The following is an 11,302-nucleotide window of genomic DNA, read 5'->3' on the forward strand; positions in this document are numbered from 1 at the left end:
CTGATCGATGATCTCTCCCGTCACAGGATCGATCATCGTCTCTGTTGCTTCGGTCGTGAAGTCGTTCACGGCCATCTCCTCTCGGATCAGGCCGGACCCTCACACACCGTTTTTCTTACAGTCCCACGGGGTGCTGAAGGTTTTGTTGACTCGCCGAAGTTGGTTCAGGGTGAAGGCGTCCGGGGCTAGTTCAGGGCTGATCCGGGGTCAGTCCTGGGCGGTGGCGTCGATGAGGGCGCGCATCGCGGAGTTGAGTTCCTCGACCTTGTCACGGGTGAGATGGAGGCGTTCCATCATGGTTCCCGGCACGGACAGCGCCCGGTCCCGCAATTGGACGCCGGCCGGTGTCAGTTCGATGGCGAGGGCTCGTTCGTTGCCCTCGACCCGTTGCCGGGTGATGTAGCCGAGCGTTTCGAGGCGCTTGAGCATGGGGGAGAGCGTGGCTGACTCCATGAGCAGCTCTTCGCTCAGGGACTTCACCGTTCGCGGGCTGCGTTCCCACAGGGCAAGCATCACCAGATACTGCGGATGCGTCAGGCTTAATTCCTGCAGCACGGGCCGGTAGGAGTTCACGACGCTGCGGGACGCCACTGAGAGGGCAAAGCATAGCTGGCGCTCTAGCAACAGATCATCTGGTTCGGACGTACGGGAATCCCGGAGTCCTGCGTCGTGGGCGATACCTGTTGTGTCTGTCATGTTGGTCATCCCTGGGGCTTACGAGGGCTGAGGTAAGACGACCCATCAGCGTTGCGGACGACATCCCACTGCTGTAACTCCTGCTGACGCTTCAACTGGGCGGCATCGTCGCGGTACACGATCTCTCCCGCGGTGGTTCCACGGGCTGCGGGACCGAAGAACATCCGCAGCTTGTCGGTGGCGTTCATGAATCGGTTCGTGAAGGACGGCTTCTGAGCCATGTGGTTTCCTTTGAACGAGAAGATGGTTGTAGTTTTTAGTACACTAACAGTTAGGGTACTACATAAACAGGTCTCTCAGCATGCCGCCACACTGGTAGTAGCCCTTCGTCAAGCACACCTGACCACAACGCGAATGGACGTGTGGCGTTGGGGTACACCTCAACGCAACTGTGCGGATTGGCTCAGATGGTGTGGTTTCAGGTCGTTCTTCGGGTTTCGCGATACGCACGTCGGGGGGTCTGGACCTGATGCAACGTGCGGTTGCTGCTCGGCTGCATGGGGCCGGCTTACGGATGGGGCTGCAGCCCCGTGTCGGATGTGTGGGGTAGTGAGTAGGATCGGCGGATGACTAGCGCTGAGGATATGCCGCTGACTTACCCAGAATTCAACGATGATGGCGATCGGAACCCGGTTCGTTTTCCACTGACGGAGGCCTCGGAGCAGTGGGAGGTGGACACTGCTCAAGCGGTGGAGTCCATGGGGCCGGAGGAACCGTGGAGCTTGGGTACGCCCACAGCTGAGCCTGACCAGAAGTAGCCGTTGGGCCCCTGCTGTACGTGAGGTCCGTGTGGGTGCCGGCTTTGTCATGATGCTCTTAGCCCTGGCCGCCTATCGTGACCGGCATGTCATCGGGCGCTTCCAAGCAGACGTGCTGCTGGGGGCCTTCCACCTCGGGGAGGACCGCCAGCCCGAGATCGCAGTCGGTCTGGCCACGGTCTGGGCGGCAGCGGAGCGTCCTGTTGCTGGCCGGCGTCGTCATTGTCGCGGCTGGTCTGATGGGGATGTAGGTGAAACTTCTCATCGCGTTGTCCGCTGTCGCTGGTAGCTTCACCGGATGGACGCCACCCTGCCCACACCCCGGACCGCGCACACTGCCACGACCTCGGACCTTGCAGGTCGTGAGGGCTTCGATGAGCAGTTTCTCGGGGTCCCGGTGCCCGTGCCGGCGCTGGCCGGGGTCGAGGCGGTTCTGCTCCCGTACACGTATTTCTCGGTGTTGATGCGGCCGGATAAGCGCTTGGCCGCGATCACGGCTCTCGGGATCGACGGGGCGAAGCTCATGGACCTCGACCGGTCGGGGATTCAGCGGCGGTTGGATCTGCGGTTGCCCGAGGATCAGCAGACGGGGGAGCGGGTTTACGTGTGCAACGACATCGACCGTGGGCACCTGGTGCGTCGGGCATCAGCGGTGTGGGGTGACACACGGGTTGAGGCGGCGACCGCGAACGAGGACACCTTCCATTACACGAACGCTGCCCCGCAGGCCGCGACGTTCAACCAGGGCCTGGAGCTGTGGCTGGGACTTGAGTCGTACCTGCTCGAGAACGCTGCGGATAATGGGCGGCGCCTGATCGTGTTCACGGGCCCGATCTTCAGCGACGTCGACCCCGTGTACCGGGGTGTGGAGATCCCGCTGCTGTACTTCAAGGTCGCCGTGTTCCTGCAGGACGGTTTACTGGCGGCGACCGGGTATGTCGTTGATCAGACACCGCAGCTGGCTGACCTCGATGACGTGCCGAAGCCCGGCGCCGTTGGGGATGACGCGCCACCGTTGGGGCCGTTCCGGACTTTCCAGGTGCCGATCCGCGACATCGCCGCGCTCACCGGCCTCGAGCTCGAGCAGCTGGCCTGGGTTGATCGGATGCCGATCGCTGCGGCCCTACCGACGGCGCGCGTGACCTCGGCCTGGCGGGAGCTCTCCAGCCCGGAATGCCTTGACCTGGATTTCGACCTCAATGACTGACCTCGACTTCTCGCGGTTGTGTCCCTATTACCTGTGAGGGCGATGGTGGATCTTCTATCGGCACGCCGCATACCGCCGCCGGCACGATGTGTCAGGCAGGAGTGATGTGCCGTGCGGGAATGGGGCTTGAGTAGACAACGCTGGTCGTGATTCCGCCGAGGGTAGCGAGGCGACCGGTGATGCGTTCGAGGTCGCGCATTGAGCGGGCGAGAACCTTGATGATGAAGCAGTCCGCACCGGTCACGTGGTGAGCTTCAATGATTTCGGGCATCGAGTCGACGAGGTCATGGAACGGCTTGTAATGGCCGGTGGGGTAGGCCAGTCGCACGAACGCCGTCACGGTGTACCCGAGAGCTTCAGGTTCCACTGTGATGGAGTATCCGGTGATGACCCCACCATCGGTGAGACGTCGGAGGCGATCACTGGTCGCGCTCGGTGAGAGGTTGATGACTCGAGCGAGTTGAGCAACACTTGACCGCCCGTCCTGCTGCAGGTGATGAATGATCGCGTGATCGGTTGCATCAAGGTCCAGGCGGGGGTTCGATGGCATAGCGGCGAATCTACCGTGGAATTACACCTGTCAGCAGCTCCATACGCTTGGTGTGCTGTTCCAAGAAAGAGTGAGGGGAGATTTGATAGAGGTATGTCTACCTCTCTCTCCGCGGCTGACTTCTTCGCCGCAAAACTCGCCTATGAGACGGACCCTGCGGACCTCGCTGCTGCTCGTGCGTCTGGTTTGAATCCAATCGTCATCGATACTCGTTCGACCGTTTCGTGGAGTCAGGGCCGTATTCCTGGCGCTGTCCACATCCCGAATGCAGAACTCGAAGCAGGTATTGCCGGCATTGCACCCGCCCTGGATGCCGCGATCGTCGTCTACTGCTGGGGGCCGGGCTGCAACGGCAGCACCCGCGGCGCGTTGATTCTGGCGTCACTGGGTTACACGAATGTGCGCGAGCTGATCGGCGGGTTCGAGTACTGGTCCAGGGAAGGCTTTGCCATTGTCAGTGATGAGGGGCGGGGGCGCCGCTCACCGGATCCCCTGACAGCACCCGTCCGGGCCTCGGCATGACAAATATGTTGGCCCGGGGGTTTGAGCACTAGGCATCATGGTCTGCTCCGTCTGTAACCCGATCCCCTGCGGGCGCCCGACGGCTCTGCGATGATCATCGGTAAGTGTCCTGGAGCGAAGGAAGCACATCGGTGGAGGGTTTCTCCCGGCCCCATTCGCGCGGCAACGCAGGATGAAGCTTATTGCAAGATGCCTCTTCGTTCTGGTCGCGTTGACGGTGGTGACGCCTGTGATTGTTGGGCTCATCGGCTACCACACAGCGTTGCCGATTGGCCTGACCGTTGCAGTTCGTACGAGGATCGGCATTCGGGCAGATCCGCATCCGCGTTTATGTCGCTTGTTGATCAGTCTTGTCGGCTCCAGTCGTCATTGTTTGTGGTATGCGGGTTGGTAGGAGCAGGGCGGCTGTGTTCGCGGTGACGATGAGGACTATCCCAGCCCATTCGACGACACCGAGTTCCTCGTGAAGCAGTATCGCTCCAATCAGGGCGGCCAGGACCGGGTTGACGCTCATGAGGATCCCGAACAGGTTCGTGGGAATCCTCCGAAGCGCCATCAGGTCTGCGACGAACGGGACCGTCGACGCGAGGACGCCGGCACCGACGGCGTAGAGCAGGGTGGACGCGTCCGGGCGGGTAGTAATGAGTATCCAGACACCGACAGGCAGGAAAAGAGCGGCGGAGATCCCTGTGGCTGTGGCGGTGCCCTGGATTCCAGGGATGCGGGAGCCGATGGTCCTGTTGAGCAGGATGTACGCGGCCCAGCTGCAGGCGGCGATGAGGCCAAGGCCGATGCCCAGGTAGTCGGTGGTGGGTTGGGGCCGGGTGATCGCGATGACGCCGGCACCTGCGATGAGGGCAAAGATCGCACTGTTCTTGGTCCTGGAACTGAGCAGGGCGACCGCCAGGGGCCCACAGAACTCCAGTGTCACTGCCAATCCCAGGCCGATGCGATCGATGGCCAGGTACAGGGTGAGGTTCATCGTCCCGAAGACCACGGCCAGGAGCAGGATCGGCCACCACTGCGCCCGGGTCAACTCACGGATACGCGGCCGCACCACCGGCAGCAGAATCATCGCGGCGACGATCTGCCGGACGGCAACGACCCCGACCGGCCCGATGAACGGGAAGGCCAGGGACCCGCTGGCAGCCCCGAGCTGGTTCGACAGAGCACCACCCAACGCCGTCGCGATGCCAGCGGTTCGGTCACTACCTGCCTGCTTCATCGTTGTCATGATGGAAGTCTGTGCACTGGTCGTGACCTGCTCATAATGCATGAATAGTCATATTGATGCGCAGTGCGCATGGATAAACTGTCGGTGTGGATGTGGAACTGCGTCACCTTCGATCCCTGGCAAGCGTCATCGACACGGGGACTTTCACTGACGCTGGTATCGAACTCGGGATCTCCCAGACCGCTGTCTCGCGCAACATCGCTGCGCTGGAGTCTGCCCTCGGGGTACGTCTCCTGCACCGGACGACCCGCAGCGTGCAACTGACTCCGGCCGGTGAGCGGGTGCTTCGCCACGCACGTCGTGCCCTGGTCGTCGTCGCTGATCTGCGACAGGAAGCACTGGCCGCTCAGAGCACGATCCGGGTCGGGTACGCGTGGTCCGCTCTAGGCAAGCACACCCCTGAGTTTCAACGCCGATGGGCCGCAGCCCTACCGCACCACGAACTGCGTCTGGTCCGGACGAACACACCTACTGCAGGACTGCACGAGGGCACCAGTGACTTGGTGATCCTGCGTCGCAACCCCGAGGCAGCGAACCTCGAACTGGCCCTGATTGGCGCCGAGAAACGTTTCTGCGCGATGTCCGTCGATGACCCTCTGGCCACCAAACGCAGCGTCACCCTCGCGCAGGTAGCGGATTCCGCGTTGGCGGTCGATCATCGCACCGGAAGCACCCAACTCAACCTCTGGCCCGAGGGCGGCCGACCGCAGCGCACCATCCCCACCAATGATGTCGATGACTGGCTCACCCTTATCAGCAGCGGTACGGCCCGCGGCGTCACCGCAGAATCGACAGCACACCAATACCGCCGCCGGGGCCTCACCTACCGGCCCGTCCGCGACGCACCACCCGTAACCGTCTACGCCGGCTGGCAGAAGAATGATCCACCGGAGATCCTGCAGGACATCATCACCCTCCTCGCAGGCCTCTACCGCTCACCCCACTAAAACTCTGTACGCAGGAGGATGTCGTTGCGTGCGTAGACCCGCTCCCCGGTCTGCTGGTCCTCGGGAAGCCGCGGATCCAGCCGCCAGTCGATGCCGGAGCGGTCGAGGTCCATGAGCTTTGCGCCGTCGATGCCGAGTGCCGTGATGGCCGCCAGTCGCTTGTCGGGGCGCATCAGGACGGAGAAGTGTGTGTAGGGCAGCAGGGCCGTGTCGATGTCCTCCAATGACGGGATCGGCACGAGCAGGCCCAGGAAGTCCTCGTCGAGGACCTCGCGGTGCGAGAGGTCCTCGACGGTGGCGGATGCGGGGCTCGGGCGAGGTGGCGTCCATCGGCCGACGGTACCAGCGGCAGGTGAGAGACGGTTGAACCCGTTAGTGATTGACGGGCGGAACCGGATGGCGGCGGTCGAGGCGGAAGAACGCGGTCTCTTTGCCCATCGCGTACCCGCCCGCGGCCGCCGGCACAGCCACAAGGGCGAGTCCTTGCCAGGGGGACGGCAGCAGGAGCAGGACCGCCACTGCGGTGAGTGTCAGGGCGTAGATCGGCCAATGCGGCCCGCGGACACCCGTGAGGAAGCCGACAATGCTGCCGGTTAGAACCCCTCCAGCCGCGACCACCAGGGCCGGCAGGATGACCTCGGGCGGGACCGTGCTGACGAGCAGGATAAGCAGCCCGACGAGCAGCGCCGCGGGAATCAGCAGCCGGAGCCAGAACTCACGGTCGGCCCGCCTTCGATCCGGTTCCTGTCTGTCCATTGGTTCCCCCTTGTTCGTCCTCCCTGGAGCCTACCTAGTGAGCTACCGAGTGGATCGAACGAGCCAAGCCCCCACTCCGCCATGCGAATTCCTGTACAACTGTCTTGCAACCGACTTTCTGGTAGGAATCGCTCCACCAGTTGGAGGACAACGTGGCAGGACACACGAGGAGCAGCAGTGGCGGGGGAGTGGTGGTATCTCGTCCAGTTGTGTTGCAACCCACCGGTTGCAAGACAATCGTGTGGCAGTTGTCGAACCTACTATCGAGCAATCTCTTTCGGGCACGGCAAGTGGAGTTGGGATCGGCAAGGCGCCGCGACGCCGAACCAGTTGATTCGGGGTAAGGGCTGGCCAAGAGAGTGCACAACTATCGCCTCTCGAGGGGTGCGCCGTAGGCCCACAACCCTTGCAAGATAGACGCAGTACGCGACACAAACTGATCGCTCAACTCGATAAATGGTTCCCGACCAATCGATTGGGCAGGTGGGAAGCGCTTAGATCGCTTCGCTTCGTGTGTGCGGTGAGTTTGCGTGTCACCTGGTATGTAATTCCTGGGTTCAGCTGACGCCTTCCGTATAGATGGGGTTCCACAGAAGCGAGCGTCACCGGTTTACTGGAGTTCGCGAACTTCGATGCGGCTCGACAGGACGCGCGACGCGCGTTCGGCCCACGCGAGGGCTTCGGTTTCGCTTTCGGTTTCGATGACCCAGAACCCGCCGACGTAGGAGTCCGCGATGACGAAGGGTTCTTCCAGAATGCGCGCTTCACCGGACGTTGCGTCGACCGTCTTTGCGGTCGATGGTGGCTGCAATCCGCCCGCGGAGCGGAACGCTCCCGACGACTCGAGGTCTGCGTTGAACGCTGCGACGTCAGCTATGAACTTCTCGAACGCGACGGGGTCGAGTTCGACTTCCGATTCCATCGTGGGTTCGGTCGCAGAATCGTGGGGCACGGTCAGAAAGTATTGCATCTCATTCTCCTCTGTTGGTCGCCACCTTCAGGTGACTGCGGTTCGATGCTTAGCGTCGCGGATGGTGTCGCAACGGCACACTCTTTCGATGCTGGCCGAAACACGGTCAGGCAGCGCCAGAAACGAGCGCGTCGCCAAGCGGTGTACGTACATGGAGCATGGTCGAACCGACACGGTGAGAGTCAACGAGACCAGCAGCTCGCAAGGTCGAGAGATGATGTGACGCGGTCGACATCGCGAGTGACGTGGCTGCAGCTGCTTCTGTCGTCGATAGGGGGTCCTGCAGGCAGCGAAGTACACGTGATCGGCCGTTACCAAGCAGAGCCGTCAGTGCCTCGTCCGCGGCCGCAGGCGTTTGCGTCCAGATCTCCGTGACCCCGAGCGCCGGGTAGAAAAGAGTGGGCTGTGCGGGTAGTTCCGTGAGTGCTGCGCAGCGGCGCGACATGACAGAGGGCACGAGCACGAGACCACTGCCCCGGCAGTCGAGGACCTCTGAGTGCTTGGCGAGTTCCACCCGGACGGAGTCCGGCGACCAGGTCACCGCAGTATCGATGGAATCGATCATCTCGGCGATGCCGTGGCTGCTCACTCGTCGTGAGCGCGCGCCTATATCGGCCCGAAGCATCCTCTCGATGGTCGGCCAGAACATGCCGATCGTCGCGTCCCACATCTCCTCGAACGCGGCGGCAATATCGTCCCTAGCCCGTTCTGGTCGCGCCTGCATGTCGGTCAACATTCGCCGAGCGGGGCCCTCCGTCCGGCTCGCGCGCTTACCCAAGTCGACGCGCATCGGCTCCAAGTCTGCTCTACGCAACCGAGCAAGCTCCTCTTCAGGAGTGAGATCCCACGACGGAGCCGACGTGAAGAAGTCAGGCATGTAGCCCTCGTCGCCCACCACGAGCCGCAACAGCTTGAATGCTCGCTCCGGGACGAGACTGCGAGTCATACGCAACCAGCCCCACTGGAGGGGATGAAGCTGCGGGTTAGCAAGAACTCTCACAGCGTGACTTAGCTCATGGCCCGGCGACAATCCGAACCGGATGGCGGAAATGTCGTCGGGTGCAAGCCGGAACTCAACAACCTTTCGACCCATAGCGAAACAGTAACCAAGTTCTCCCATTACGCGCATCCTGTAGCCAACAGAAGGGAAACTGACATGGCTACACACATCACCGCGGAAGACCTCCGAATCGCTGGGTCAAGAACCCTCCGATTCGTCGGCGCCGTTCACGGCTCCGAAATCTCCTACTTCTTTGTGTCGAACGACCCTGGACAGGGCCCAGAACTGCACCGCCACCCCTATACAGAAACGTGGCTCGTGCTGGAGGGCGAAGCAACCATCCGCGACGGCGAAGACACCACGGTCGCGCGAGCCGGTGACACCGCCGTTGTGCAAGCCGGCTCGTGGCATCGCTTCACGAACACGGGAACAGGCGTTCTTCGCATCATCTGTGTACACGCTTCACCCGAAATCATTCAGGAATGGCGGGACGAGCAACACTCATCAGCATCGGCCAATCCCGCGTTGGCTGGGGGATCAGACCGACTCGTCTGAAACCTCGTGCGGGCTGCTTCCTCCGGCAGAGTGGTCGTGTCCGACAGCTATGCGCTGTCAGGCACGTTGGTGGTACGGGACACCGAGAATTATTCGGGAGTAGTCGCAACAGGCCTCCGAACTAGGAGGAGTCGTCGATCGGGTCCTTATTGTCCCGGTTAATGTACGTGAGCGGGTGGCCTCATCAAGCGGGAATCTCGGCGTTCCAGTCCTGAGAGCCACCGGTGATCCGGCATGTCGTCCTCTGCTGGACCGACTTGCGCGCACCAGTGACCCGACACCCGACTAGGACGGCGCCGCGGAGCGTGTCTGCCAACCCGACCACTCCGCTGCGCTGACGACGCAAAATCGATTGCTTTCGGGGTCTTCCATGATGATGTAGTCCGCGTCGGCGGGACGCTTATCCCAGTGCACCTCACTGGCGCCAAGTGTAGTCAGACGCAGCACCTCCTCTGCCTGGTCTTCGGCGTACAAGTCAAGATGGATGCGCGGCGGCAGGGCGCGAGGCAACGGGACGACGTCGAGCGACACGTTAGGCCCGACTCCGTCACGAGGGTGTAGCAACGCGAAGTCACCGCTGTCTGAGTAGCGGACGTTGTAGTTCAGAGCTGCGGTCCAGAACTCGACCTGTTTCTGCAAGTCCGCGACGCGGATGACGATCGAACCAACAGCGAGCATGGTTGGACTCTATGGCGGTCGACCGCCGTCAGCAACGAGTACAGGACTGGCCGGTAGGACGTGGCGTGCCTAGAGTCGCTGCATGAGTGAGCAAGGATGGCAGGCGTTTCTACACGCCGAAGGTGTCAGCGACTGGGTGATCCTGCATGGTGGACCGACAGCGGTGTTCAAGGTCGGGTCACTGCCCGAGTCAGCGCACCTGGCAGGAGCGATTGCCGACCTGCCGGGACTGGAATCGCGGACATTGCTGACTGTAACCTCCGACCGCCTCACAGTGAAACTCACCCGAGAGATGTGGGGCACAGAAGCACGGCACATCGACATCGCACGGGCGATCTCAAGCCTCGCTAGCAAGGTGGGCGCAGCCGCCGACAAAGGCGCCGTGCAGGAGGTGCAACTCGCGATCGCTGCACGACCCGAGGTGGTCGATCTCGGGTTCTGGCGCGCTGTTCTCGGCTATGCGCCACTGCATGAAGACAACTGCATCGACCCTTCGGGTCAAAGCTCTACCGTGTGGATGCAGGAGCTTGATCCGTCACGACCCCTGAGTCACGCGATGCATGTCGATGTCTCCGTCAGCCGCACGGCAGCGGAGACCCGACTTCGGGCAGCGGTCGATGCGGGAGGTCGCATAGTCGACGACTCAGGCGCACCGAGTGCATGGATCCTCGCTGATCGAGCCGGTAACAAGGTGTGCATCGCGGCCTGGCCCGACGGCACCCAACCGGCCGAGCAGGAGAGAGTCGACGACGCGCCTGCGGTCTGACCGACCACAAGCCAGTACGCCAGAGGATGCTCGAGCGCAGTGTGTCTACTGCGTTTCGCTGTCTATTTCCTTGAAGTAGCGAGCAACAGGCCACCGCTCGAACCCAGACCTCTCGTAAAGTTGACGGGCTGGCGCACGTCCAGGGTCATCGCCCGTTTCGACCATTACCATTCGCATGCCTTCTGATCGAGCTCGTTCGATTGAACACTGCATGAGCGCACGGCCGAGCCCTTTCCCTTGGTGCGTGGGGTCGACAGCAAGTACATAGACCTCACCCATACTGTCGTCCGGATGAAGTCGCGTGCAGACCCACCCGGCAGGTGAGTTGTCGATGAGAGCCACGTCGGTATTCTCTGGCTCACCGTCGAGGGTTGCTCCGAGATTCTCGGACTGCCGGCTACGCCAACCGTCGAGGTAGAACGCCTCATAGGCGAAGGCAGTGACAGCTGGTTTGAGTAGCAGGAACACTGGTTCCCACGCCCGCAGTGAGAGAGCCAGTAGTGGCTCCCGGTGTCCGGCGGCGTACGGGACGATTTCCATCGCCTTGGGGACACGCAACAACGAGACGCTGCTGCCCGCCGCTGAGCTTTACGGGCTTGCAGCCGAGCTGGTGGTCGTAGCCTCACTCTGTCAATTCCTGCGGGAAAGATCGGTAGGACACTA

15 protein-coding genes are annotated in these 11,302 nt (G+C 62.2%); 5 read left to right on the forward strand and 10 right to left on the reverse strand.

What is annotated here, in order from left to right; translation table 11 throughout:
- Positions 1-207: 207 nt before the first annotated feature.
- Positions 208-696 (reverse strand): MarR family winged helix-turn-helix transcriptional regulator, encoded by a 489-nt coding sequence (locus AC4D2E_RS17480; protein WP_490953460.1) that lies wholly within the window; start codon positions 694-696, stop codon positions 208-210.
- Positions 697-701: 5 nt separating this feature from the next.
- Positions 702-917 carry a hypothetical protein gene (locus AC4D2E_RS17485; protein ID WP_490953446.1) on the reverse strand — a complete coding sequence of 72 codons (216 nt, stop codon included), beginning with the start codon at positions 915-917 and terminating at the stop codon, positions 702-704.
- 835 nt (positions 918-1,752) lie between these two features.
- On the opposite strand from AC4D2E_RS17485, the gene AC4D2E_RS17490 reads away from it, so the two are divergent.
- Positions 1,753-2,661 carry a DNA/RNA non-specific endonuclease gene (locus AC4D2E_RS17490; protein ID WP_490953447.1) on the forward strand — a complete coding sequence of 303 codons (909 nt, stop codon included), beginning with the start codon at positions 1,753-1,755 and terminating at the stop codon, positions 2,659-2,661.
- A 91-nt stretch (positions 2,662-2,752) separates the two neighbouring features.
- On the opposite strand, the gene AC4D2E_RS17495 is transcribed toward AC4D2E_RS17490, so the two are convergent.
- Positions 2,753-3,211, reverse strand: a complete 459-nt coding sequence (locus tag AC4D2E_RS17495) for an Lrp/AsnC family transcriptional regulator (protein ID WP_490953448.1) — start codon at positions 3,209-3,211, stop codon at positions 2,753-2,755.
- 93 nt (positions 3,212-3,304) lie between these two features.
- Between AC4D2E_RS17495 and AC4D2E_RS17500 the strand changes: the two genes are divergently transcribed.
- A complete protein-coding gene (locus AC4D2E_RS17500; RefSeq protein WP_490953449.1) occupies positions 3,305-3,733 on the forward strand; it encodes a rhodanese-like domain-containing protein in 429 nt (142 codons plus the stop codon).
- 328 nt (positions 3,734-4,061) lie between these two features.
- On the opposite strand, the gene AC4D2E_RS17505 is transcribed toward AC4D2E_RS17500, so the two are convergent.
- Positions 4,062-5,009 carry an EamA family transporter gene (locus tag AC4D2E_RS17505; protein WP_490953450.1) on the reverse strand — a complete coding sequence of 316 codons (948 nt, stop codon included), beginning with the start codon at positions 5,007-5,009 and terminating at the stop codon, positions 4,062-4,064.
- 44 nt (positions 5,010-5,053) lie between these two features.
- On the opposite strand from AC4D2E_RS17505, the gene AC4D2E_RS17510 reads away from it, so the two are divergent.
- Positions 5,054-5,914, forward strand: coding sequence for a LysR family transcriptional regulator (locus tag AC4D2E_RS17510; RefSeq protein ID WP_490953451.1), 861 nt, complete (start codon positions 5,054-5,056; stop codon positions 5,912-5,914).
- Here the strand turns inward: AC4D2E_RS17510 and AC4D2E_RS17515 are convergent.
- From AC4D2E_RS17515 to AC4D2E_RS17530, 4 genes are all read right to left on the reverse strand, one after another.
- Complete coding sequence (locus AC4D2E_RS17515) at positions 5,911-6,153, reverse strand: hypothetical protein (RefSeq protein ID WP_490953452.1); 243 nt, start codon at positions 6,151-6,153, stop codon at positions 5,911-5,913. The genes AC4D2E_RS17510 and AC4D2E_RS17515 overlap by 4 nt on opposite strands.
- A 133-nt stretch (positions 6,154-6,286) precedes the next feature.
- Entirely contained in the window at positions 6,287-6,670 is a 384-nt protein-coding gene (locus AC4D2E_RS17520; protein WP_490953453.1) for a hypothetical protein, read from the reverse strand.
- Between the two features lie 610 nt (positions 6,671-7,280).
- Positions 7,281-7,640 (reverse strand): YciI family protein, encoded by a 360-nt coding sequence (locus tag AC4D2E_RS17525; RefSeq protein WP_490953454.1) that lies wholly within the window; start codon positions 7,638-7,640, stop codon positions 7,281-7,283.
- A gap of 106 nt (positions 7,641-7,746) precedes the next feature.
- On the reverse strand, positions 7,747-8,760 hold the full coding sequence (locus AC4D2E_RS17530) for an ArsR/SmtB family transcription factor (protein ID WP_490953455.1): 1,014 nt from the start codon (positions 8,758-8,760) through the stop codon (positions 7,747-7,749).
- A gap of 36 nt (positions 8,761-8,796) precedes the next feature.
- Between AC4D2E_RS17530 and AC4D2E_RS17535 the strand changes: the two genes are divergently transcribed.
- Complete coding sequence (locus tag AC4D2E_RS17535) at positions 8,797-9,195, forward strand: cupin domain-containing protein (protein ID WP_490953456.1); 399 nt, start codon at positions 8,797-8,799, stop codon at positions 9,193-9,195.
- A gap of 285 nt (positions 9,196-9,480) precedes the next feature.
- Here AC4D2E_RS17535 and AC4D2E_RS17540 read toward each other — a convergent pair whose 3' ends face one another.
- The gene (locus AC4D2E_RS17540; protein WP_490953457.1) at positions 9,481-9,873 is read right to left on the reverse strand and encodes a VOC family protein; all 393 of its coding nucleotides are present in this window, start codon (positions 9,871-9,873) and stop codon (positions 9,481-9,483) included.
- 82 nt (positions 9,874-9,955) lie between these two features.
- On the opposite strand from AC4D2E_RS17540, the gene AC4D2E_RS17545 reads away from it, so the two are divergent.
- Positions 9,956-10,639 carry a VOC family protein gene (locus tag AC4D2E_RS17545; RefSeq protein WP_490953458.1) on the forward strand — a complete coding sequence of 228 codons (684 nt, stop codon included), beginning with the start codon at positions 9,956-9,958 and terminating at the stop codon, positions 10,637-10,639.
- 45 nt (positions 10,640-10,684) lie between these two features.
- Here the strand turns inward: AC4D2E_RS17545 and AC4D2E_RS17550 are convergent, their stop codons facing one another.
- Positions 10,685-11,179: a GNAT family N-acetyltransferase gene (locus AC4D2E_RS17550; protein WP_490953459.1), complete on the reverse strand. Its 495-nt coding sequence runs from the start codon at positions 11,177-11,179 to the stop codon at positions 10,685-10,687.
- Positions 11,180-11,302: the final 123 nt, after the last annotated feature.

It is taken from the genome of Arthrobacter sp. TJ-265, assembly GCF_058269135.1.

Bases quoted from the DNA above. Each gene is read 5' to 3' on its own strand.
- AC4D2E_RS17540 (WP_490953457.1), bottom strand. From the start codon at position 9,873: ATGCTCGCTGTTGGTTCGATCGTCATCCGCGTCGCGGACTTGCAGAAA.
- AC4D2E_RS17535 (WP_490953456.1), top strand. From the start codon at position 8,797: ATGGCTACACACATCACCGCGGAAGACCTCCGAATCGCTGGGTCAAGA.
- AC4D2E_RS17505 (WP_490953450.1), bottom strand. From the start codon at position 5,009: ATGCATTATGAGCAGGTCACGACCAGTGCACAGACTTCCATCATGACA.
- AC4D2E_RS17490 (WP_490953447.1), top strand. From the start codon at position 1,753: ATGGACGCCACCCTGCCCACACCCCGGACCGCGCACACTGCCACGACC.
- AC4D2E_RS17545 (WP_490953458.1), top strand. From the start codon at position 9,956: ATGAGTGAGCAAGGATGGCAGGCGTTTCTACACGCCGAAGGTGTCAGC.
- AC4D2E_RS17480 (WP_490953460.1), bottom strand. From the start codon at position 696: ATGACAGACACAACAGGTATCGCCCACGACGCAGGACTCCGGGATTCC.
- AC4D2E_RS17500 (WP_490953449.1), top strand. From the start codon at position 3,305: ATGTCTACCTCTCTCTCCGCGGCTGACTTCTTCGCCGCAAAACTCGCC.
- AC4D2E_RS17530 (WP_490953455.1), bottom strand. From the start codon at position 8,760: ATGGGAGAACTTGGTTACTGTTTCGCTATGGGTCGAAAGGTTGTTGAG.
- AC4D2E_RS17520 (WP_490953453.1), bottom strand. From the start codon at position 6,670: ATGGACAGACAGGAACCGGATCGAAGGCGGGCCGACCGTGAGTTCTGG.
- AC4D2E_RS17485 (WP_490953446.1), bottom strand. From the start codon at position 917: ATGGCTCAGAAGCCGTCCTTCACGAACCGATTCATGAACGCCACCGAC.
- AC4D2E_RS17525 (WP_490953454.1), bottom strand. From the start codon at position 7,640: ATGCAATACTTTCTGACCGTGCCCCACGATTCTGCGACCGAACCCACG.
- AC4D2E_RS17550 (WP_490953459.1), bottom strand. From the start codon at position 11,179: ATGGAAATCGTCCCGTACGCCGCCGGACACCGGGAGCCACTACTGGCT.
- AC4D2E_RS17495 (WP_490953448.1), bottom strand. From the start codon at position 3,211: ATGCCATCGAACCCCCGCCTGGACCTTGATGCAACCGATCACGCGATC.